Here is an 18,903-nt window from a genome sequence, read left to right as displayed (position 1 = left end):
ATGAGCAACGCATTTCTCTACCGCATGCCGGCGGGCATCCCTGGTGATGTTACCCGTGCCAGCCAGTCCACCATCGAGCCGGTGATGCTGAACCCGTCCCTGCCGTTCGCAGGCTTCGGCCTGTTCGGCAAGATCGCCAGCGACAAGTTCGTGCCGTTCGGTGCCGGTGATACCGCTGGCGCTGAATACGGCCTGCTGGTCCGCCCGTATCCGATCACCGGTGGCTCCGGCTCCGATCCGCTGGGAACCTCGACCCCGCCAACCAGGGGCGTGGCTGACGTCCTGCGTCGCGGCTACATGACCGTGAAGCTGAACGCCGGCACCGCTGCCAAAGACGGCACCGTCTACGTGCGCGTGGCTGCCGCTGCGGCCGGTAAGCCCATCGGCGGCATCGAAGCCGCTGCCGACAGCACTAACACCGTGGCCATCACCACGGCCACCTTCATGGGCGCTGCCGATGCATCTGGCAACGTCGAAATCGCCTACAACATCTAAGGGGAACGCTAGATGAGCAACCTGATTCTGCCGCGCTCGATCAAGCGCGCCCACACCCGCGACGGCATGATGACCTTCGATGCCGCCACCATCGACTCCACCGGCGTCTTCCTGATCGGCGAACTGGAGCGCCTGGACCAGAACCTGCACGGCCCGCTGGCCTCGGTCACTTGGTCGCGCGACATCATGCTGCGCGAAGACGTTTCCATCGCTGATGAGCTCTCCAGCTTCACCAACAGCACCTTCGCCGCCGTCGGCGGTACCAGCCCGAACGGCAAGGCCTGGATCGGCAAGGACTCCAGCTCGATCGCCTCGCTGGCTCTGGACATCGGCAAGACCGCCAGCCCGCTGACCCTGTGGGGCATGGAGCTGTCGTGGACCTTGCCTGAGCTGGCCTCGGCCCAGCAGCTGGGGCGTCCGGTCGACTCGCAGAAGTTCACCGGCATGCAGCTCAAGCACAACATGGACATCGACGAGATGGTCTATGTTGGCGACTCAGACCTGAGCGTCACTGGCATGACCAACGCCGCTTCTGTCACCAACGTCAGCAACGCCATCACCGGCAGCTGGGCAACCGCCACTCCGGCGCAGATCCTGGCCGACGTGAACGACCTGCTGAACAGCGTATGGGCCGCCTCGGGCTTCGCCATCTGCCCGCGTGAGCTGCGCCTGCCGCCGGTAGCCTACAGCCAGCTGGTCAGCCGCATCGTGTCCGACGCCGGTAACATCTCGGTGCTCGAGTTCCTGCGCGTGAACAGCCTGTCGAACTCCATCAACGGCACGCCGCTGAACATCCAGCCGCTGAAGTGGCTGACCAACCGCGGCGTCAGCAACGCCAACCGCATGATGGCGTACACCAACGAGCAGGATCGCATCCGCTTCCCGATGGTGCCGCTGCAGCGCACCCCGCTGGAATACCGTGGCATCCGCCAGATCACCACCTATTACGGCCGCCTGGGCGTGGTTGAAGTGGTGTACCCGGAAACCATCGGCTACCGTGACGGCATCTGAGGGCTTCATCATGGCAAAGCGAAACGTCATCAAGCCCTTCAAGCTGAACACCACTGACGGTGTCATCGACTTCGCGGCAGGCACCCAGGTGATCGACGAAAAGTATGTCGATCACTGGTTTGTTCAGGCCCACCTCGAACCCGAGGTCGTCGATGAAACCGAAGAGGACGAGAAGAAGCGCCTCTTGGCTGAACTCGAAGCGAAGGGCATCACCGTCGGCGCTAACATCAAGCTCGAAACCCTGCGCGAGCGAGTGGCCAAGGCCAACGCCAGCGCCTGATACAGGACCGAACCATGGATGCTGCCAAGTTCCGCGAAGACTTCCCCGAGTTCGCCGATACCACCAAGTATCCTGACTCGGCGGTGAATCTCTGGATGGGCCTGGCAATCAATGTCCTGCCGCCTGACCGCTGGTGCGATTACCTCAACATCGGCATCGAGCTGTTCGTCGCCCACAACCTGACCGTAGCCGCCGGCAACCAGCAGACCGCTGCTGCCGGTGGCGCTGGTGGCCAGGTGAAAGGGCCGGTGAACAGCAAGTCGGTGGACAAGGTCAGTGTCGGCTACGACAGCGGCGCGGTATCGCTCGAGGATGGCGGGTTCTTCAATCTGTCCACCTACGGCATCCAGCTGCTGCAGCTGGCCCGGATGATCGGTTCTGGAGGATTCCAGCTATGAGCTTGAAGGTCACCAAGGACAACGTTGCCAAGGTGCTCCATTCCATCCAGAAGCTGGCCGGCCAGGAGGTTCTGGTCGGCATCCCGGCCACGGAGGCGGAGCGCAACGACGATGAACCTGGGCAACCGCTGAACAATGCACAGCTCGGCTACATCCACGAATACGGCTCGCCCAAGGCCAACATCCCGGCGCGCCCGTTCTTGGAGCCCGGGGTGGAGGATCAGCGGGCCAGTATTACCAATCACCTGCAGACGGCTACCAGGGCTGCGCTGAACGGCCAGGGCGAGAAGGTTGAGCAGTCATTGAATGCGGCCGGCCTCATCGCCTCGACCGGAGCGCGCAACAAGCTCAACTCCGGCGAGTTCGCGCCTCTGGCGCCGAGCACTATCCGCAATCGGCATAAGGCTCGCGGGACCAAATCCATGCGCGCCTCTGAAAAGCGCTACCTGGAACTGATCGCCTCAGGCTCATCGCCTGAGCAGGCCCAGGAGCAGGCCGGCATCCAGCCGCTGGTCAACACCGGCCAGCTGCGCAACTCCATCACCTACGTCATCCGCAAGAAGGAATAGCCATGGCCCTGCTCGATGTCACAGAGGTCCTGCTTGATCCGGACTTCATGGACATGGGCCTGGTCTGCAAGCGCTCCACTCAAACCGTCGGCGACAACGGCCGCGCCACCAATGTGCAGTCCTCGACGACATTTGGCGGGGTCGTTACCAGTGACAATGGCGACATCCTCGAACGCATTGCCGGCGGCGAGCGCAAGAAGGGCTCCATCACCATTCACACCATGTTCCGGCTTACCGCCGGTGACGGCGAAGACAGCATTGCCGACGTCGTGACCTGGCAGGGGCGGGACTACACCGTGGCCAACGTCAACGACTACAGCCACTTCGGGCGCGGATTCGTGGCGGCCTACTGCGATCTTCTACCCCTGGCGGGATAACCCATGGCGAACACATCAGCAACCGGTGGCTACCTGGCACCGGAAGGCGCCCCCACGCCCACGGATGAGTCACTTGAGGACGATCTGCAGGCGATGGTGTCGGGCGTCACGGGAATCCCCGGGAAGTACGTCAGGCCGCGCTGGCAGCCAGGGAACCCCAAGCAGCCAGAGCCGAATGTCGATTGGTGCGCCATCGGCGTGATGAACACCAGGCAGGACGCCAACTCGGCAATCGAGCATGTCGGCATTGAAGATGGCCACGACACCTACCAGCGACACCAGGAAATCATCCTGCTGGCCACGTTCTACGGCCCCAACGCCCAGGCCTATGGCCAGATCCTCAGCGACGGCATGTATGTCCCGCAGAACAGCGAGGCCCTCAAGACCAAAGACATGGCCTTTGTCGAGGCTGGCGAGCTAATCGCCGCCCCAGAATTGATCAACCAGCAGTGGGTGCGCCGTTACGACCTGCGAATCCGGCTTCGCAGGAAGATCACCCGCACCTACCAAGTGCTCAACATTCTTTCCGCCGATCCCACGATCACCACCGGCTGACCATCCCAGGAGAATTCAATGCCTACTCTTGCCGTTTCGGGCGTCGTCAACGTCCAGGTTGTCATGTCTCCACTGGCGGCCGCCCTCCGTGACTTCGGCGCGCTGCTCATCTTGGGGGCATCCAGCGTCATCGACACCAACGAACGCATCCGCCAGTACTCGTCTCTCACTGCGGTAGCCACCGACTTCGGCACCACGGCTCCCGAGTACCTAGCCGCCAGCCTGTTCTTCAGCCAGTCGCCACAACCGGCGATCTTGTACATTGGGCGCTGGGCCAAAGCCGCATCGTCGGCGCGCCTGAATGGTGGCGCGCTTTCGACCGCACAGCAGGCGATGTCGAACTTCACCAGCATCACCACCGGCTCCATGAAGATCACCGTCGACGGCACCGTGAAGACTCTGTCGGCCTTGAATTTCAGCGCCGCGGCGAACCTGAACGCCGTCGCGTCGATCATCACCACGGCCCTAGCGGGTGCCACTTGCGTCTGGAATGCCAACTTCTCGCGCTTCGAGATCACCAGCCCGACAACTGGCGCGACATCGACCCTGACCTACGCAAGCTCCACTGGGGCCGGCACTGACGTGTCTGCACTGCTCGGCCTGGTCACTGGTGTGGCGTCGGCCCCGGTAAACGGCATCGTCGCCGAGACGCTGCTGTCGTGCGTTACCGCGCTGGCCAGCATGTCGGCCAACTGGTACGGCCTGCAGGTTGCTGACGCTACGCCGACCGATGCTGACCTTCTGGGGGTGTCGGCGTTCATCGAGGGCGCATCGCCGTCTCGCATTTTCGGTATCACAACGCAGAACCCTCTGGCGCTGGACGGCACCAGTACCACCGACATCGCCTACAAGCTCAAGGCTGCGCTTTACAAGCGAACCTTCTGCCAGTACTCAAGCTCTAGTGCCTATGCCGTCGCCTCGATCTTCGGCCGCGCCTTCACGGTGAACTTCCAGGGGAACAACACCACCATCACCCTGAAGTTCAAGCAGGAGCCAGGCGTGACCGCCGAAGGCCTGAACACGACGCAGGCCGCCGCGCTAAAGGCGAAGAACTGCAACGTGTTCGTCAAGTACGACAACGACACCGCCATCATCCAAGAGGGCGTGATGTCCAACGGATTCTTCTTCGACGAAGTGCACGGCCTGGACTGGCTGCAGGACGATGTTCAGACGGCCGTCTACAACCTGCTCTACACCAGCACCACCAAGATTCCCCAGACCGACGCCGGTATCAACCGGATCGTCACCACGGTCAACGAGCGCTTGGAGCAGGCGGTAACCAACGGCCTGGTTGCGCCAGGCCAGTGGAATGGCCCTGCATTCGGCGCGCTGACCTCCGGCCAATACCTGTCGACCGGTTACTACACCTACGCACCGCCAATCTCCACCCAGGCCCAGGCCGACCGCGAGGCGCGCAAAGCCCCGGTCATCCAGTCAGCCATCAAGCTGGCCGGTGCCGTCCACTTCGTCGACGTCATCATCAACGTCAACCGCTGATCGGAGCTGATCACTCATGGCAACCTATTCGTTCCTCGATGTAAACGCGACGCTGGTCGGCGCCGGAGCGGTCATCGACCTTGGCTCGGGCTCTGCGAACGCCGAAGAGGGTATTTCGATCGTCGCGGCCAACGACAAGAACACCATGACCATCGGCGCGGACGGCGAGGGCATGCACTCGCTGCACGCCGACAAATCCGGCCAGGTCACGGTGCGTCTGCTCAAGACCTCCCCAAAGAACGCCCAGCTGATGGCGCTCTACGACGCCCAGTCGCTGAGTTCGTCTCTCTGGGGTCAGAACCTCATCACCATCACCAACTCGTCGAGCGGCGACACCACGGTAGCCCGGTCCTGCGCCTTCAAGAAGCGCCCGGACCTGAACTATCGAAAAGACGGCGATATCGTCGAATGGGTATTCGACTCCGTGAAAATTGACGGAATTCTGGGGACCTACTGATGAGTGAATTCGACCTCAACGGCATCACCTACAGGATAGGCAAGCTGTCGGTCTTCGACCAATGGCACCTGTCCCGCAAGGTGGCGCCGATCATCCCGACTCTCATCCCGGTGTTCGTGAAACTGCAGAAGTCCGGCGGCGGCAGCCCGCTGAGCGGCGATCTCACAGGGATGGCGGAGTTGGTCACCCCATTCGCCGAAGGCATCGCCAACATGGACAACGAGTCCTCGGAATTCATCCTGTCGAAATGCCTTGGAGTGATCCAGCGCAAACAGGGTGATTCGTGGGCGCCGATCTGGAGCGCCCGTGGCTCCGTGTGCATGTTCGATGACATTGACCTGGGCACCATGATTCAGATGTGTTTCCGGGTCATCAAAGAGTCGCTTGGCCCTTTTTTCAAAGGGATGCTTTCCGGGCAGAGCACTCCCCAGGCCTGAGCGTAGAGCTTGCCCATCTTCCAGGCGATGAGGATTGGCTTTTGCTCCCCGTGATGGAGGGCATGTGCCGGTATGAGTCGCTGCTCGACGGAACGCTCGACCTGGCTGACATCGCCAAGATGAACGACGCGCTGCTGGTGCGCGCTGAAAACAAAGAGCGCATGCGCCTCGCCGCGGAGAGAAACAATGGCTGATCAGGACGTCATGAAGGAGTTCCTTGTCTCCCTTGGGTTCAAGGTAGACAAGCAGGGCATGAAGTCCTTCACCGATGGTGTCGACAACGCCACTCGGACCGTGAAGAACCTGGTTACCGTCATCACCGGCGCATCGCTGGCGGTCGCGGCGGGCGTTTCAGCGTTCGCATCGAACCTGGAGGGTCTGTACTTTGCCTCAGAGCGGGTTGGCGCGTCGGCCACCAGCATCAAGTCGGCTGAATATGCTGCTCGAGACCTTGGCGCGTCTGCGTCCGAGGCGCGCGGGTCGCTGGAGTCGATGGCGCGGTTTCTGCGCGAGAACCCGGGTGGCGAAGCGTTCCTGAAGGGGATCGGGGTCCAGACCCGTGACGTGAACGGGAATTTGCGTGATACCGCCGACCTGATGGTCGGCCTGGGCAATCGCCTGCGCAGCATGCCGTGGTACCAGGCCAAGCAATATGCCGGAATCCTTGGTGTCGACGACAACACGCTGCGAGCCATCATCAGCGGCGACTTCGGGCGCAAGCTGGAGCAGAACCGCAAACGACTGGCTGGCAGCGGCCTTGACCAGGCCACCAAGGACGCCCATGCGTTCATGGAAGCGCTACGTGGGCTGATGATCCAGTTTGAAAGCTTCACGGTAAGGCTCCAGGCATCCTTGATGCAAAAGCTGGGGCCGGAGCTTCAGAGTTTCTCGGAATGGTTCGAGAAGAACTCTCCGATGGTCGCCGATCGCTTGGCCGACATTATCGCAAAACTGCTTGATCTCGCAGAGAAAGCGGGTCCATACCTCAAGCAGATCTGGCAGTTCTTCGTGGACCTTGATGCTGCAACTGACGGCTGGAGTACCAGGCTTCTGATTTTGGTTGGCATCCTGAACACAATCGGTGCCCTCGGCGTCGTGACGGGCATCTCGAATCTTGCCGCGGCATTCGTGAGGCTCGGAAGTGCAATTGGTGGAGCAGGCACCGCAGCTGCCGGCGCTGGAGCTTTAGGGAGCCTTGCCGCAGGGCTAGGGGCGGCACTCTACTCGCCGTCACTCAATGATGGTGAGGACGAGATCGTTAGGCGTAGACGCGCCAATGAGGATGCTGCTGCCGGGGAAATCAATGGCGGCACCGATATGGGCAACATGATCCTGCAGTACTTCCAGGGGCTTGGCTGGACCAGGGAACAGTCTGCCGGGATCGTTGCGAATCTTTCGGTAGAGAGCGGGTTTGATCCGACGGCCGTCGGTGACAATGGTAAAGCCTATGGGATTGCGCAATGGCATCCAGATCGACAAGCCAATTTCAAGGCTTGGGCCGGGAAGGACATACGACAGTCCACTCTTGAGGACCAGCTGAACTTCATCCAATACGAGCTGACTGAGGGCGCTGAAGTTGCTGCTGGCAAGCTACTGAGGGCCGCAAGTAACTCCAGTGATGCCGGATCGATCGTGTCTCGTTATTACGAACGACCAGGCAGCGGGAGTACGCCGGAGGAGCGTGAAGCGGCGCGGGCCAGGGAGGCGGCTAATCGAGGCGCCATTGCTGCAGGGATTACGCAAAGTACGACGATCAACGTGTATGGAGCCACTGATCCGAATGCAACTGCAAGTGCCGTCAGCGGTGCTCAAAAGCAGGTAACACAGGATATGAAGCGCAACCTCAGCAGCCCGGTGAACTGACATGCCCAACTTTGCAGGCTTCATCACGATCGACGCGAAGCGTTCCATCGACAGCATCGTTGCGCATGTCACCCTGGAGGAGGTCGGTACCGACGAACTGCAGATCACCGACCATCCGGTTGAGCAGGGCGCCGAAATAACGGACCACGCCTATAAGAAGAATCCCGAGGTAGTGATCCGGTGCGGCTGGAGCAATGCCAGTCTTGCCGGGGTGGTGGACAGCTTCAAAGGCCTGTTCTCGGCTCTTACCGGGGGCGATGCGTTCGGCTCGGATTATGTGTCTGGCGTCTACAACCAGCTGCTGGCTCTGCAAGAGTCCCGGCAGCCGTTCGATGTCTCCACCGGCAAGCGCATCTACCCGAACATGCTGATGCGCAGCCTGACGCAGACCACCGACCCCACCAGTGAATACACGCTGATGGTCACCGCCGTGTTCCGCCAGGTGCTGATCGTCAACACTGCGGCCACCACGCTGCCGCCACGGGGTGATCAGGCATCTCCGGCAGATACAGCAGAAACGCAGAGCATGGGTGACAAGCAGGTCGCCCAGTCCTACCCGGCCCCTGGAGGCTGGCAGCCGCCGAATGGGTGACCAATGGCCAACTTCGAAATACCGCTCACGCCTAGCCCGCAGCGCTTCAGCATCACGCTGTCAGGGGTTCAGTACCGCCTGGCGGTCGTCTGGCGGAATGCCGAGCAAGGTGGATGGGTGCTGGATATCGCGGATGCGAACGGCAACCAGATCATCCAGGGTATCCCCCTGGTGACCGGTGCCAACCTGCTCGAGCAGTACGAATACCTTGGCCTGGGCGGCGTGCTTTGGTGCCAGACCACTGACAATCCCGATGCGGTGCCGACCTTCGAAAATCTCGGGGTCGGCTCGCATCTGTACTGGTGGGTTGAGGATTAGTCAGGAATGATCGGCTCTGCATAGCAGCGACAGATTTCGACATCTGAACATTTGTGGTAACCAGGATGCTCGTGTTTATAGTCCCAGCTGAAAAGCTTCCCGGACTTTGATTTGCAGTACTCGCAAACCGTGCCGTCACCAGTTGTGATCCAGCGATATCGCTTTGATCCTGCCAGCTTGGATTGAACTTTGGTTCGTTCAAACGAGCTTATGAATTTATCCCGCAGCGTCGGATTAGCCGAATCTTCATCTATAGGTTTCGGGCCGTACGCCTCAGAAACTGCTTGTCGTGGTTTACGCAAACGTTGCAGAAGAGTGACGACTACAACGATGGCAAAAACAGCGAAGGCGATGATCAGCAGCGGGCCTCTATCCATGGCATATACCAGAGTTGATGAGAAAATCCGATGAGCGTACCCCAATACCTGCGCCAGATCAGCCTCAAGATCGGCAACGACACCGAGGCCATCGATCTTTCAGAGCTTCGCATTCGTTTTGCTGTTCGCCGCGGCACCATTAGCACCCCGAACACCGCCGACATCCGGGTGTACAACGTCAGCGCCGAAACGGCAAGAAAGTCCCAGCTTAAAGAGTTCGGACGCGTTGTACTGCAGGCTGGCTATGCGGGCAACTACGGGGTGATCTTCGACGGCACCATCAAGCAGGTGCGGCGCGGGCGCGAGAGCCAGACCGATACCTACCTGGACATCACTGCTGCCGATGGCGACAGCGCCTACAACTGGTCAGTGATCAACATGTCGCTGGCGGCCGGCTCAACAGCTCAGGACCACCTGAAGGCAGCGGTCCAGGCAATGGAAGGGCGCGGCGTCAGCATGGGGGAAACCGGGCCGCTATCAACCAACAAGTTGCCGCGCGGCAAGGTGATGTTCGGCCTGACACGCGATGTGATGGACAACCTGGGACGCACCCAGGACGTCAGCTGGAGCATCCAAGACGGCAAGATGACGCTGATCCCCAATACCGCATACCTGCCAGGCGAGGCTATCGTGGTGAGCTACCAGACTGGCATGGTGGGGCTGCCGGAGCAGACTCAGAATGGCGTGAACGTGCGCATGCTGCTGAATCCCAGCGTGAAGATCGGGCGATTGCTCAAGATCGACAATGCGAGCATTCAAAAAGTCCGCTATGACCCCAGCCAGCTGCAGGAGGCAGAGGTCGTTAAGCAAAAAATTCAGAACGATTTGAGTGCGGATGGACTGTACAAGGTGCTAATCGCCGACAGCTATGGAGACACCCGCGGCAATGAATGGTACACAGAGGTCATCTGCATTTCCGTAGATGCGACTCTTACCAACAAGGCAATGATAGATAGCGCCGTTGGTATCCCAGGAGCAATTCTTGGGCCTGGAGTTGTGAAGCCTTACGGTTAATGGCACTTCGTCCATCCCTTCTGCTGGCTTACCGAAGAAATAACCTTTCCCTTACCGGAATAGTCGAAATCAACTTCGGCGAAAACAGCCATTGGCATTGTCGAGGTCTTTCCGTCGTCGTAGATAAAAATCGCGTCTCCTCCAAGCGTTTTCCCCCAGCATCCTTTGCCCTCTGCCATTTTGACTATGGCGTTTTTCGGGGTCGCATCCCTAAACGACCGCATGTGCTCAGCATTAACTATGGGCAAATCGCATTTCTGTGTAGTGGACAGGAACTTAAAAAAACTGTCCCTTGTCACCGTCTGCCCAGCACAAAGACTTCCTGATGGGGCAACAAGCATCGTTTCGGCAGAAACAGCCGACGAAGCAGCCAGCAGCCCAGCCATTAATATTCTCCTCACGGTGATCTCCTTGAATGTTGAAGAAAAGCTAGACGATCCGTTGAGCGTCCTGAAGATCGCACAACGCTCTTCCCAATCGAAATTGTGGACTGCGTTGCCCGGGATAATCCAGTCGTTTAACGCGACGGCGATGACCTGCGTTGTCCAGCCGGCCATTCAGTCGTTCGTGACCGCCGACGATGGCTCGATGGTGCTCACGACCTTGCCGCTGCTGCTGGACTGCCCGGTGCAGTTCCCGGCCGGTGGCGGGTGCACGCTGACCTTCCCAGTAAAGCCGAATGACGAGTGCCTGGTGGTGTTCGCATCGCGCTGCATCGATTCCTGGTGGCAGTCAGGCGGTATCCAGGCCCAAGCCGAGCTGCGGATGCACGATCTTTCCGATGGCTTTGCGCTGCTGGGATTCCGCTCGCAACCGCGAGTGATCGGCGGCATCAGCCTGCAGGCCGTTCAGCTGCGCAGCGACGACGGCGCGGCCTTCGTTGAAGTGAACCCGACCACGCACGCCATCAATATCACCACCAGCTCGGTGGTGAACCTGACCGCCCCAGTTATCAACCTGGCTGCTGCCGGGCAAACACTGCTCAAGTTCGTCACCGAGACGTTCCAGGCACTGTTCAACAGCCACACCCATGCATCAAGCGGTACTGGCGTGCCTAATCAGCAAATGACAAACACCCACATGACCACCACCGTAAAAGGCGGCTGACATGCGCTACAGGAAGCTCGACGCCAACGGCGACTACACCTTCGGCAACCAGCAGGCCGACTTCTACAAGGACAACCCAGAAGCAGTAGGCCAGGCCGTAATGACCAGGCTTCGGCTGAACAAGGGCGAGTGGTTCATCGATACGGCAGATGGCACGCCTTGGACCACAGAGGTTCTTGGCGAGCGAACTGCCGCTACGCGCGACGCCGCCATCAAGAAGCGAATCCTCGGCACGACAGGCGTTTCCCAGATCGACAGCTACGACAGCTCGATCGACGCCAGCACTCGGCGCTTCACCGTGAACGCCACCATCACCACCGCCTACGGCCAAACCTCCATAAGCGAGACTCTATAAATGGCGTCGTCAACCGCACCAGTCGTTACGGCAACGGGGATCTCGGCGCCGACTTACGCCGAAGTCCTGGCTTTCCTCAAGGCCCAGTACCAGTCGATCTACGGTGCCGATGTGTACCTGGGTAGCGATTCGCAGGACGGGCAGTTCCTGGGCGTGCTCGCCCTGGCCATCAGTGATGCGAATGCCGCGACCATCGCCACCTACCTTTCCTTTTCGCCGGCTACCGCCCAGGGCGCGGGTCTGTCGAGCAACGTCAAGATCAACGGCATCAAGCGTTCGGCCTCGAGCTTTTCCACGGCAGACGTGCTGGTGGTAGGGCAGGCCGGAACGCCAATAGCGAATGGCGTTGCCGAGGACCAGGCCGGCAACAAGTGGGCCTTGCCAGCGTCCGTAACCATCCCGCCCGAAGGCCAGATCACCGTGACGGCCACTTGCTCGACGGCAGACTCGATAACGGCGCTGCCCGGGCAGATCAACAAGATCGCTACGCCTACGCTCGGGTGGCAGACCGTGTCCAACATCGCCGCTGCTGCTCCGGGCGCACCGGTGGAGACCGACTCGGCCCTGCGTCAGCGGCAGAAGACCTCTACAGCGCTTCCGTCTCGAACAGTTCTCGAAGGGACGATCGGCGCCGTGGCCAACGTCTCTGGCGTTACCCGGTACGGGGCCGTCGACAACGACACCAACGCGACCGACGCCAATGGCATTCCTGCACACACCATGGCGATCATCGTCGAGGGTGGTGATGCCACGGCCATTGCCCAGGCGATCGCGGCGAAGAAAGGGCCAGGCGGGGGCACCTACGGCACGACCTCGGTAACAGTGCTCAACGTGTACGGCATGCCGATCACGATCAAGTTCTTCAGGCCGACCTACCGTGCGATCACCGTGGCCGTATCCATAAAGGCTCTGGCCGGGTACACGACAGCAATCGGCACAGCGCTACAGCAGGCCGTGTCCGACTACGTGAACCAGGTGGCAATAGGTGGCGGCGCAAGCGGCACTGTCGAATGGGCCGATGCCTTGACGGCTGCCAACAGCATTTCCGGCAGCACCACTTTCAAGCTGACCGCGCTCACGCTGACCGGGCCTGGGGGCGCCGGAACGCCCGACGTGCCTCTGGCGTTCAACCAAGCCGCTACCTGCACGCCATCAAGCGTTGCGCTCACGGTGACCTGACATGCCAGACATCAAGGACTACACGGGGAAAATCACCAGCGAGCATTCCGATAAGCCCAAGTACATGGCGACGGTCGAGGCGGTATCGCAGTGCTTTCTTGACACAAGACAGGTGGTGTCTGGCCTGCCTGACGACTTCGACCTAGACCTCGCCAATGACGCCCAGCTAGACGACGTAGGCCTCTGGGTCGGGATATCGCGGCGCATCCCAACGCCGCTCACCAACGTTTATTTCTCCCTGGACGCGGTGGGCCTTGGGTTTGACCAGGGCGCTTGGAAAGGTCCTTTTGACCCGGACAATGGAATCACCGTGCTCGACAATGAGACGTACCGCGCACTCCTTCGAGCGAAGATCGGCGCAAACCACTTGGATGGAACACTCGAATCATCAAAGGCAGTTCTTGACCTGATTTTCAATCCTGATGGGCATGAGCCGTTCTTACCGGTAACAGCGAGCAATGAACAGTTCGGTGTTGGTAATGGAGTTCAAACTGAATTTCAGCTTAAGTATCAAGGTCAGAATGTATATAGCTATGTATCGGCTGATATCTACAGGACTGATTGGCAGCTTCTGCAGAAGCTTTATCCAGTTCCGCGCACTAACTTATTAAGGTTTAGCGAGCAGTTGGATAATTCCGCTTGGACGAAGGCTGGAGGGATAATCGTTACTCCAAATGCGGCCGTCGCCCCTGATGGTACTATTTCCGCAGGCAAGCTAATTGCTCCAAGCGGAGGGGCCACTGCTTCCGCTTCGTGTGTGCAAGTAGTTTCCAAGGCGGCATCTCCAATAGTCTACACTGGGACTATTTTTGCAAAATCAGGAGAAATGGATGTCGTTAGACTGTTCATGCATGGAGCAAATACTACCACGGCTCGCTGTATTGTTAATTTTGATCTAATAGCAAAATCTGTTGGTTTTATATCTCAAGGCACTAGCGGATTCGATGACGCAGTCGCATCGATTGAAGACGCTGCGGAGGGGTACTCGAGAGTTTCCGTAACTGCTACAACTGACAGCAATGCCAGTGTGACCTTTAGAGTTTATTCGATGAGCTCAGTTGTGTCAGTTGGTGATGGAATTTCTGGGATTTATGCTTGGGGAGCTCAGCTTGAACAGAGCTCTGTATATACAAGCTATATACAAACAGCTTCAGCGGCAGTGACTGTTACTGACTACTCAGCTGGTCCTTTTGGCAAAATTACTATGGGTTTAGCCCCATTGCCTGGAGCTCAACTTACGTGGAGCGGCCAGGGTACAGCCTACACCAAAGGCAATTACGCCTACCTGGTAGACAATCAGGACATGTCAATCTCCATCGGCCTTGCTGGCGACCCGCCAAGCGCAATCCAGTGGGCGCTTCTCACCGGCGGATACATCACGCCAAAGCCGCAGAGCGTCAACGTAAAGTACTTCTACTCCCCATCGACGAGCGGTCCACTGTTCGGCTTCGATACCTCAAACCAATACATCGCCGGCTTCGACCAAGGAAGCTGGGGGAATGTCTATTCCTGACAGGGGAAATTCATGGCAACTAACGATTTTCTGTCGTTCGCCGGCGGCTCTGGCGCGAACGTTTTGACGCAGGCCGCTTATGTCGCGCTCAGCAGCACCAGGTCGAACGGCTTCACCTCTGGTACGGCCAACTCGCAGCAGCTCAACAAGGTCTGGCGGCAATCCTCGGTCATCGCAGCCTCGGTTGCTCAGGCGATTTCTGATCTGACCGGCCAAGACGCCGTCGATGACGGAACAACCGCAACCCTTACCGCCATGTTTAAGTCCGCAATTCGCGGAGCAAAGAGCATTCAGCGTTTTACCGCAAGCGGAAGCTTCACAGTGCCTGTTGGTGTCACCCAAATCTGGGTGTCCGGATGTGCAGCCGGCGGCGGCGGTGGATCATCCCTAGCTACCAACTCGTCATCTTTCTGTACGGGAGGCTCTGGCGGAGGTGCAGGGCAGTCTGTTCGCCGCACTCCTTTAACTGTATCTCCTGGGCAGGTGATAGCTGTAACAATCGGCCTGGGTGGAAGTGGCGGAACTCCGGCAACCAATAACGCCGCTGATGGTGGTAATACTCAGCTAGGGTCAGCGGGGGCTTTACTGAATTTACTTGGAGGCTCAAAGGGATTAGTTGGGTCAGGCGGAACAGCCGTTCCTGCAAACTATGGCGGTCCTCAGGGGGGGAATGGATACCCGAATGGCGGCTACGCGTCCGATACGACCTGTTATTCGGGCGGGGTAGCTTCTGGTGGCTTTGGCGGCCTAGGCGGAGTTTCGCAATTTGGAGCCCCCGGAGCGCCTGGTCGCGGCGCATCCGGAAGTTCACCATCGGCTTTTGCTGGATTTGGCTTCGGCGCGGGCGGCAGTGGCGCGGGAGGCGCTTATAACTCCAGCGTAACTGCATCTGGCGGCTCTGGTGCGAAAGGTCTTGATGGATATCTGGAGATCGAGTGGTGAATGTAATGAGCAGATACGCACTGATTGATGGCGGCACTGTGGTCAATGTGATTGCCTGGGACGGCGTCGAATACAACCCAGAAACAGGAGAGGGTTGGAGCCCTCCTGATGGAGTTTCCGCCGTGAGGGTCGAGGACGGCGATGTTCCGAACATCGGACTGAGATACTCGGATGGAGTCTTCGAGCAATCTTCTGCCGGAGAGTTGGTTATTGCGCCTCCAACTGCAGAAGAAATCCAGGCTGCGAACGCTGCCGCAAAAAACACTTTGCTGGTCAACGCAGCGACGCAGATTGCCCCACTGCAAGACGCAGTAGATCTCGATGAGGCTACCGCCGACGAAGTGGCCCTTCTAAAAGCATGGAAGCAATACCGGGTCGCAGTAAACCGGGTCGATCTCGCGAAGGAAAGCCCTGCTTGGCCGACGCGACCTGAATAGATGATTTGGCTTCAGTAGATCGTTCCAAGCCCGCCAAGTGCGGGCTTCTTTTTGCCTGGAGAAAACCACATGCCCATCACCGAGCAGCAGCTGCTGCAGATCATGCCCAAGGCCCGGCCAGTGGTCGGCGCCTTCCTGCCCGCGCTGAATCGTGCGATGGTGCGCTGGCGTATCAACAGCCTGGTGCGCCAGGCGGCCTTCCTGGCCCAGGTCGGCCACGAGTCCGGCCAGCTGCGCAACCTGGTGGAGAGCCTGAACTACAGCGCCGAGGCGCTGGTGCGGACCTGGCCCTCCCGGTTCACCGACCAGACCGCCCCCGGCTACGCCCGGCAGCCGGAGAGGATCGCCAACAAGGCCTATGGTGGGCGCATGGGCAACGGCCCGGAGTCCTCCGGCGACGGCTGGCGCTTCCGCGGGCGTGGTCTGCTACAGGTCACCGGGCGCGACAACTACCGCGAGGCCGGCGCCGGCCTGGGTCTGCCGCTTGAGTCGGAGCCGGAACTTCTCGAACAGGCCGAGCAGGCCGCCCAGTCCGCTGCCTGGTGGTGGGCAAAGCGCGGGCTGAACGAGATGGCGGACGCCGGCCGCATCCGCGACATCGGAAGCATCATCAACACCGGCCAGCCCGGCAAGACGCCTAACGGCTCCGCCGAGCGCCTGGCGCTGTATGACCTGGCCCTGCGGGTGCTGGCGTGAACTGGCTTGGCGCGGTACCGGCCTGGTGCTGGTGGCTGATCGCCCTGGTGCTGGTCGCCGGCGGCCAGCAGTACCGGGTCGTGGTCGCCCAGGCTGAGGCTGTGTCCGCCCGCAGCGAACTCGCCGACTACCGCCTGCAGGTTGCCGAGCGCGACCGGCGCGCTGCCGCCCAGGCTCGAACAGAGGAACAGCGCCGCCAGAAAGTGGCGGACGAGGAGGGGAAGAGTGCACGACAAAAATTGGAGTTGGCCCAAGGCCGCGCCGCTGCTGCTGAGTCTGCTGCTGGCGGGCTGCGCGGGGAGATCGACCGACTGCGCGCCGGCCGATCAGCAACCTGTGGTGCCATCGCTGCCCAGCAGCGCCAGGCAGGAAGCTCTGCCGTCGTGGTGCTCGGGGGACTGCTTGAAGACGCTGACCGAATGGCGGGAGGCCTCGCGACAGCGCTTGAGCGAAGTCGAATAGCTGGGCTGGCGTGTGAGGCGGTAGTCGACGGCATGAAGCCTGGCCGCTGAGCGGCAATTGCCCGGGGCCCTTCCGGTCGATACGATACTGTATTCATATACAGTATTGGTGCCCTATGTACTTCCTCCTCGTTCGCCGTCGAGAGCGCGGCGTCGCCATTCCTGCAGAGAAGATCCGCAAGGTCCAGCCGATGCGTGCCGACGTGCACATCGAGTATGGGCACAGCAAGGCGCTTGGCCGACCATGCATTGAGGCCTGGGTGTTCAACCCGACACCCAGCGGAGACATCATCCCGCGGCTGCACGATGCGTGCGTCACTGGCATGGCCCAGCTGGGAATGAACATCACCGGCTTCGAAGAGATCGACGGCGTGCTGTACGCGCAGTCGTGGTGGTGCAGGTCAGAATGATGGCCGGTCTGCCGCAGGCGTGGCTGGCCGAACTCGACGACCAGGTCGCCCTGGTTACGGATCCCGACGGGCGCGCCGCCGTGCTCAGCGAGATGGCCTATGCCGCGAATCGCCGGGGAGAGATGAGAGGTGATGTTCTCGTCGACATGCTGGAGCTGGTCGAGGCGGCCAGGCTTTGGGCGCTGGCCGATCACGAGAAGGTCTTGGGTCTGCCCTTCGAGAAGGGTTAGGCCTCGGCGTGTGGGAGCAGGACCATGTCAGCCCAGTCCTGCATCATGTCGCGGCGCTGCTCCAGGTAGGTGGCATGGTTGTAAACGTCGCGGATCGCGCTGCTGTCGGCGTGGGCCAGCTGTCGCTCGATCCAGTCCTTGTTGTACCCGCGGCTGTTCATCTCCGTGGAAAACAGGTGCCGGAATCCATGCGGCGACTGCCGACCGGTGTATCCGCAGCGATCCAGCAGGTTCACGGCGTAGTTGATGCCGATCGGCCGAACGGCATCGGAGCGGTTCGGGAATACGAACTTCATTCCGCCGGATATCGGCAGCATTGACCGAAGGATCTCTATAGCCTGGCGCGACAGCGGCACCACGTGATCGCGGCGCATCTTCATCTTGCTGGCAGGGATGGACCAGGTGGCGGTGTCTAGGTCGATCTCCGACCACTCGGCCTTGCGCACCTCTGCCGGCCGGCAGGCTGTGAGGATGAGGAGCTTGGTGGCGCACTGCAGCTGCAGGCCGGACTGGCTACCCTCAATGGCCTTGATGATGGCCGGCATCTCCGAGAAGGCGAGGAATGGTCGGTTTTTGTGCGGCGCCATCTTCTCGGTGACAGTGTGCATTTCCGCCGTGGGGTTGTTCTCGATCATGCCGGTGGCGATGGCATACCTGAACACCTGAGCCATCCACTGCCTGGTCTTGACTGCGGTGGTAACCGACCCGCGCCGCTCGATCCGGCGGATCAGCGTGACCACGTCGGACCTCTTGATCGAATCGATCTGGCGCAGGCCGAAGGCCGGTAGTACATCCAGCTCCATCGCGTTCGAAATGACCTTGACCGTCGACTCGGTCAGGCTTCCTTTCCTGAATTCCAGCCACTCGTCATAGACCCGGCGGAATGTCCTCTCCTGAGCGCCTAGGCGCTCTGCCTTCTTCACCCTCCTTGACTCACGCGGGTCTGTTCCCTGCGCAACATCTTCGCGCGCCTCATCCCTCCGCGCACGCGCCTCCTTCAAACCAATTTCCGGGTAAGTCCCGAGCGAAATCCTGGCCTGCTTGCCGAGCCAGGTGAACCTGAAATGCCAGCTCTTCACGCCGGTGTCAGCGATGTACAGAGAGAGCCCGAGCGAGTCCGCAAGGGTGTAGCCCTTTTCCCGGGGCTTGGCCTGCCTGGCCGCGGTGTCCGTGAGCGCCACTAGTACATTGCCTCTTGCTGGTCGTTGGATGTACTGGATGATGTACTACGTTTCTGTCATTGGGAAGGTACAGCGTGGTACGAGGCGATACGCCAATGACGCCTGATTCAGGGCGTCATGGCTGTTTGTGGTATCGCTCGGTTTTCGGCGGG

The 18,903-nt window shown here is 60.2% G+C and carries 28 protein-coding genes; 25 read left to right on the top strand and 3 right to left on the bottom strand.

Annotation, left to right across the window (positions count from 1 at the left end; all coding sequences use genetic code 11):
* From ACOKS3_RS19105 to ACOKS3_RS19040, 14 genes are read left to right on the top strand one after another with little or no spacing between them, the layout of a single operon-like run.
* A complete protein-coding gene (locus ACOKS3_RS19105) occupies positions 1-495 on the top strand; it encodes a structural cement protein Gp24 (RefSeq protein ID WP_422763857.1) in 495 nt (164 codons plus the stop codon).
* A gap of 12 nt (positions 496-507) precedes the next feature.
* Positions 508-1,506 carry a DUF2184 domain-containing protein gene (locus ACOKS3_RS19100; RefSeq protein WP_422763856.1) on the top strand — a complete coding sequence of 333 codons (999 nt, stop codon included), beginning with the start codon at positions 508-510 and terminating at the stop codon, positions 1,504-1,506.
* 10 nt (positions 1,507-1,516) lie between these two features.
* Complete coding sequence (locus ACOKS3_RS19095; RefSeq protein WP_422763855.1) at positions 1,517-1,786, top strand: STY1053 family phage-associated protein; 270 nt, start codon at positions 1,517-1,519, stop codon at positions 1,784-1,786.
* A 14-nt stretch (positions 1,787-1,800) separates the two neighbouring features.
* Positions 1,801-2,184 carry a DUF4054 domain-containing protein gene (locus ACOKS3_RS19090; protein ID WP_422763854.1) on the top strand — a complete coding sequence of 128 codons (384 nt, stop codon included), beginning with the start codon at positions 1,801-1,803 and terminating at the stop codon, positions 2,182-2,184.
* On the top strand, positions 2,181-2,753 hold the full coding sequence (locus ACOKS3_RS19085; protein ID WP_422763853.1) for a hypothetical protein: 573 nt from the start codon (positions 2,181-2,183) through the stop codon (positions 2,751-2,753). Before ACOKS3_RS19090 ends, ACOKS3_RS19085 begins: the two co-directional genes overlap by 4 nt.
* A 2-nt stretch (positions 2,754-2,755) precedes the next feature.
* Positions 2,756-3,130, top strand: a complete 375-nt coding sequence (locus ACOKS3_RS19080; protein WP_422763852.1) for a hypothetical protein — start codon at positions 2,756-2,758, stop codon at positions 3,128-3,130.
* 3 nt (positions 3,131-3,133) lie between these two features.
* On the top strand, positions 3,134-3,685 hold the full coding sequence (locus tag ACOKS3_RS19075) for a phage neck terminator protein (RefSeq protein ID WP_422763851.1): 552 nt from the start codon (positions 3,134-3,136) through the stop codon (positions 3,683-3,685).
* Between the two features lie 18 nt (positions 3,686-3,703).
* Positions 3,704-5,182 (top strand): DUF3383 domain-containing protein, encoded by a 1,479-nt coding sequence (locus ACOKS3_RS19070; protein ID WP_422763850.1) that lies wholly within the window; start codon positions 3,704-3,706, stop codon positions 5,180-5,182.
* A 16-nt stretch (positions 5,183-5,198) separates the two neighbouring features.
* A complete protein-coding gene (locus tag ACOKS3_RS19065) occupies positions 5,199-5,639 on the top strand; it encodes a phage structural protein (protein WP_099815988.1) in 441 nt (146 codons plus the stop codon).
* Positions 5,639-6,076: a phage tail assembly chaperone gene (locus ACOKS3_RS19060; protein ID WP_422763849.1), complete on the top strand. Its 438-nt coding sequence runs from the start codon at positions 5,639-5,641 to the stop codon at positions 6,074-6,076. The genes ACOKS3_RS19065 and ACOKS3_RS19060 overlap by 1 nt, the downstream gene beginning before the upstream one ends.
* 50 nt (positions 6,077-6,126) lie before the next feature.
* Positions 6,127-6,270 carry a DUF6889 family protein gene (locus tag ACOKS3_RS19055; protein ID WP_422763929.1) on the top strand — a complete coding sequence of 48 codons (144 nt, stop codon included), beginning with the start codon at positions 6,127-6,129 and terminating at the stop codon, positions 6,268-6,270.
* Positions 6,263-7,939 (top strand): phage tail tip lysozyme, encoded by a 1,677-nt coding sequence (locus ACOKS3_RS19050; RefSeq protein WP_422763848.1) that lies wholly within the window; start codon positions 6,263-6,265, stop codon positions 7,937-7,939. The genes ACOKS3_RS19055 and ACOKS3_RS19050 overlap by 8 nt, the downstream gene beginning before the upstream one ends.
* Before the next feature lies 1 nt (position 7,940).
* On the top strand, positions 7,941-8,531 hold the full coding sequence (locus ACOKS3_RS19045) for a phage baseplate protein (RefSeq protein ID WP_422763847.1): 591 nt from the start codon (positions 7,941-7,943) through the stop codon (positions 8,529-8,531).
* Between the two features lie 3 nt (positions 8,532-8,534).
* On the top strand, positions 8,535-8,849 hold the full coding sequence (locus tag ACOKS3_RS19040; RefSeq protein WP_422763846.1) for a phage baseplate plug family protein: 315 nt from the start codon (positions 8,535-8,537) through the stop codon (positions 8,847-8,849).
* Here the strand turns inward: ACOKS3_RS19040 and ACOKS3_RS19035 are convergent.
* The gene (locus ACOKS3_RS19035; RefSeq protein ID WP_422763845.1) at positions 8,846-9,226 is read right to left on the bottom strand and encodes a hypothetical protein; all 381 of its coding nucleotides are present in this window, start codon (positions 9,224-9,226) and stop codon (positions 8,846-8,848) included. The genes ACOKS3_RS19040 and ACOKS3_RS19035 overlap by 4 nt on opposite strands.
* 30 nt (positions 9,227-9,256) lie before the next feature.
* Between ACOKS3_RS19035 and ACOKS3_RS19030 the strand changes: the two genes are divergently transcribed.
* Positions 9,257-10,240, top strand: coding sequence for a phage protein (locus tag ACOKS3_RS19030; protein WP_422763844.1), 984 nt, complete (start codon positions 9,257-9,259; stop codon positions 10,238-10,240).
* Here the strand turns inward: ACOKS3_RS19030 and ACOKS3_RS19025 are convergent.
* Positions 10,237-10,797: a hypothetical protein gene (locus ACOKS3_RS19025; RefSeq protein ID WP_422763843.1), complete on the bottom strand. Its 561-nt coding sequence runs from the start codon at positions 10,795-10,797 to the stop codon at positions 10,237-10,239. The two genes, ACOKS3_RS19030 and ACOKS3_RS19025, sit on opposite strands and share 4 nt — an antisense overlap.
* On the opposite strand from ACOKS3_RS19025, the gene ACOKS3_RS19020 reads away from it, so the two are divergent.
* The 10 genes from ACOKS3_RS19020 to ACOKS3_RS18975 all read left to right on the top strand — a co-directional run bounded on the left by ACOKS3_RS19020 (position 10,772) and on the right by ACOKS3_RS18975 (position 17,570).
* The gene (locus ACOKS3_RS19020; protein WP_422763842.1) at positions 10,772-11,347 is read left to right on the top strand and encodes a Gp138 family membrane-puncturing spike protein; all 576 of its coding nucleotides are present in this window, start codon (positions 10,772-10,774) and stop codon (positions 11,345-11,347) included. The genes ACOKS3_RS19025 and ACOKS3_RS19020 overlap by 26 nt on opposite strands.
* A 1-nt stretch (position 11,348) precedes the next feature.
* Positions 11,349-11,702: a hypothetical protein gene (locus tag ACOKS3_RS19015; RefSeq protein ID WP_422763841.1), complete on the top strand. Its 354-nt coding sequence runs from the start codon at positions 11,349-11,351 to the stop codon at positions 11,700-11,702.
* On the top strand, positions 11,703-12,881 hold the full coding sequence (locus tag ACOKS3_RS19010; RefSeq protein ID WP_422763840.1) for a baseplate J/gp47 family protein: 1,179 nt from the start codon (positions 11,703-11,705) through the stop codon (positions 12,879-12,881).
* 1 nt (position 12,882) lies between these two features.
* On the top strand, positions 12,883-14,394 hold the full coding sequence (locus tag ACOKS3_RS19005; RefSeq protein WP_422763838.1) for a baseplate wedge 1 family protein: 1,512 nt from the start codon (positions 12,883-12,885) through the stop codon (positions 14,392-14,394).
* 12 nt (positions 14,395-14,406) lie between these two features.
* Positions 14,407-15,336, top strand: a complete 930-nt coding sequence (locus tag ACOKS3_RS19000) for a glycine-rich domain-containing protein (protein ID WP_422763837.1) — start codon at positions 14,407-14,409, stop codon at positions 15,334-15,336.
* 5 nt (positions 15,337-15,341) lie between these two features.
* Positions 15,342-15,773, top strand: coding sequence for a tail fiber assembly protein (locus ACOKS3_RS18995; RefSeq protein WP_422763836.1), 432 nt, complete (start codon positions 15,342-15,344; stop codon positions 15,771-15,773).
* Positions 15,774-15,842: 69 nt separating this feature from the next.
* Entirely contained in the window at positions 15,843-16,469 is a 627-nt protein-coding gene (locus ACOKS3_RS18990) for a glycoside hydrolase family 19 protein (RefSeq protein WP_422763834.1), read from the top strand.
* A complete protein-coding gene (locus ACOKS3_RS18985; protein ID WP_422763833.1) occupies positions 16,466-16,981 on the top strand; it encodes a DUF2514 family protein in 516 nt (171 codons plus the stop codon). Before ACOKS3_RS18990 ends, ACOKS3_RS18985 begins: the two co-directional genes overlap by 4 nt.
* Before the next feature lie 65 nt (positions 16,982-17,046).
* Entirely contained in the window at positions 17,047-17,340 is a 294-nt protein-coding gene (locus ACOKS3_RS18980) for a hypothetical protein (RefSeq protein ID WP_422763832.1), read from the top strand.
* Positions 17,337-17,570 (top strand): hypothetical protein, encoded by a 234-nt coding sequence (locus tag ACOKS3_RS18975; RefSeq protein WP_422763831.1) that lies wholly within the window; start codon positions 17,337-17,339, stop codon positions 17,568-17,570. Before ACOKS3_RS18980 ends, ACOKS3_RS18975 begins: the two co-directional genes overlap by 4 nt.
* On the opposite strand, the gene ACOKS3_RS18970 is transcribed toward ACOKS3_RS18975, so the two are convergent.
* A complete protein-coding gene (locus ACOKS3_RS18970) occupies positions 17,567-18,751 on the bottom strand; it encodes a tyrosine-type recombinase/integrase (RefSeq protein WP_422763830.1) in 1,185 nt (394 codons plus the stop codon). The two genes, ACOKS3_RS18975 and ACOKS3_RS18970, sit on opposite strands and share 4 nt — an antisense overlap.
* Positions 18,752-18,903: the final 152 nt, after the last annotated feature.

The sequence above is a fragment of the Pseudomonas sp. HS6-2 genome, from assembly GCF_049325675.2.
Classification (GTDB): domain Bacteria; phylum Pseudomonadota; class Gammaproteobacteria; order Pseudomonadales; family Pseudomonadaceae; genus Aquipseudomonas; species Aquipseudomonas putida_N.
The sequence above is the reverse complement of the archived record's forward strand: the minus strand, read 5'-3'. Positions and strand labels throughout refer to the sequence as shown.

Excerpts from the sequence above, each read along its gene's own strand:
- ACOKS3_RS19030 (WP_422763844.1), top strand. The coding sequence starts at position 9,257 with ATGAGCGTACCCCAATACCTGCGCCAGATCAGCCTCAAGATCGGCAAC.
- ACOKS3_RS19090 (WP_422763854.1), top strand. The coding sequence starts at position 1,801 with ATGGATGCTGCCAAGTTCCGCGAAGACTTCCCCGAGTTCGCCGATACC.
- ACOKS3_RS19080 (WP_422763852.1), top strand. The coding sequence starts at position 2,756 with ATGGCCCTGCTCGATGTCACAGAGGTCCTGCTTGATCCGGACTTCATG.
- ACOKS3_RS19040 (WP_422763846.1), top strand. The coding sequence starts at position 8,535 with ATGGCCAACTTCGAAATACCGCTCACGCCTAGCCCGCAGCGCTTCAGC.
- ACOKS3_RS19060 (WP_422763849.1), top strand. The coding sequence starts at position 5,639 with ATGAGTGAATTCGACCTCAACGGCATCACCTACAGGATAGGCAAGCTG.
- ACOKS3_RS19070 (WP_422763850.1), top strand. The coding sequence starts at position 3,704 with ATGCCTACTCTTGCCGTTTCGGGCGTCGTCAACGTCCAGGTTGTCATG.
- ACOKS3_RS19005 (WP_422763838.1), top strand. The coding sequence starts at position 12,883 with ATGCCAGACATCAAGGACTACACGGGGAAAATCACCAGCGAGCATTCC.
- ACOKS3_RS19065 (WP_099815988.1), top strand. The coding sequence starts at position 5,199 with ATGGCAACCTATTCGTTCCTCGATGTAAACGCGACGCTGGTCGGCGCC.
- ACOKS3_RS19020 (WP_422763842.1), top strand. The coding sequence starts at position 10,772 with ATGACCTGCGTTGTCCAGCCGGCCATTCAGTCGTTCGTGACCGCCGAC.
- ACOKS3_RS19035 (WP_422763845.1), bottom strand. The coding sequence starts at position 9,226 with ATGGATAGAGGCCCGCTGCTGATCATCGCCTTCGCTGTTTTTGCCATC.
- ACOKS3_RS19000 (WP_422763837.1), top strand. The coding sequence starts at position 14,407 with ATGGCAACTAACGATTTTCTGTCGTTCGCCGGCGGCTCTGGCGCGAAC.
- ACOKS3_RS19100 (WP_422763856.1), top strand. The coding sequence starts at position 508 with ATGAGCAACCTGATTCTGCCGCGCTCGATCAAGCGCGCCCACACCCGC.
- ACOKS3_RS18980 (WP_422763832.1), top strand. The coding sequence starts at position 17,047 with ATGTACTTCCTCCTCGTTCGCCGTCGAGAGCGCGGCGTCGCCATTCCT.
- ACOKS3_RS19045 (WP_422763847.1), top strand. The coding sequence starts at position 7,941 with ATGCCCAACTTTGCAGGCTTCATCACGATCGACGCGAAGCGTTCCATC.
- ACOKS3_RS18995 (WP_422763836.1), top strand. The coding sequence starts at position 15,342 with ATGAGCAGATACGCACTGATTGATGGCGGCACTGTGGTCAATGTGATT.
- ACOKS3_RS19025 (WP_422763843.1), bottom strand. The coding sequence starts at position 10,797 with ATGGCCGGCTGGACAACGCAGGTCATCGCCGTCGCGTTAAACGACTGG.
- ACOKS3_RS19105 (WP_422763857.1), top strand. The coding sequence starts at position 1 with ATGAGCAACGCATTTCTCTACCGCATGCCGGCGGGCATCCCTGGTGAT.
- ACOKS3_RS19085 (WP_422763853.1), top strand. The coding sequence starts at position 2,181 with ATGAGCTTGAAGGTCACCAAGGACAACGTTGCCAAGGTGCTCCATTCC.
- ACOKS3_RS19075 (WP_422763851.1), top strand. The coding sequence starts at position 3,134 with ATGGCGAACACATCAGCAACCGGTGGCTACCTGGCACCGGAAGGCGCC.
- ACOKS3_RS19095 (WP_422763855.1), top strand. The coding sequence starts at position 1,517 with ATGGCAAAGCGAAACGTCATCAAGCCCTTCAAGCTGAACACCACTGAC.
- ACOKS3_RS19050 (WP_422763848.1), top strand. The coding sequence starts at position 6,263 with ATGGCTGATCAGGACGTCATGAAGGAGTTCCTTGTCTCCCTTGGGTTC.
- ACOKS3_RS19015 (WP_422763841.1), top strand. The coding sequence starts at position 11,349 with ATGCGCTACAGGAAGCTCGACGCCAACGGCGACTACACCTTCGGCAAC.
- ACOKS3_RS18975 (WP_422763831.1), top strand. The coding sequence starts at position 17,337 with ATGATGGCCGGTCTGCCGCAGGCGTGGCTGGCCGAACTCGACGACCAG.
- ACOKS3_RS19010 (WP_422763840.1), top strand. The coding sequence starts at position 11,703 with ATGGCGTCGTCAACCGCACCAGTCGTTACGGCAACGGGGATCTCGGCG.
- ACOKS3_RS18990 (WP_422763834.1), top strand. The coding sequence starts at position 15,843 with ATGCCCATCACCGAGCAGCAGCTGCTGCAGATCATGCCCAAGGCCCGG.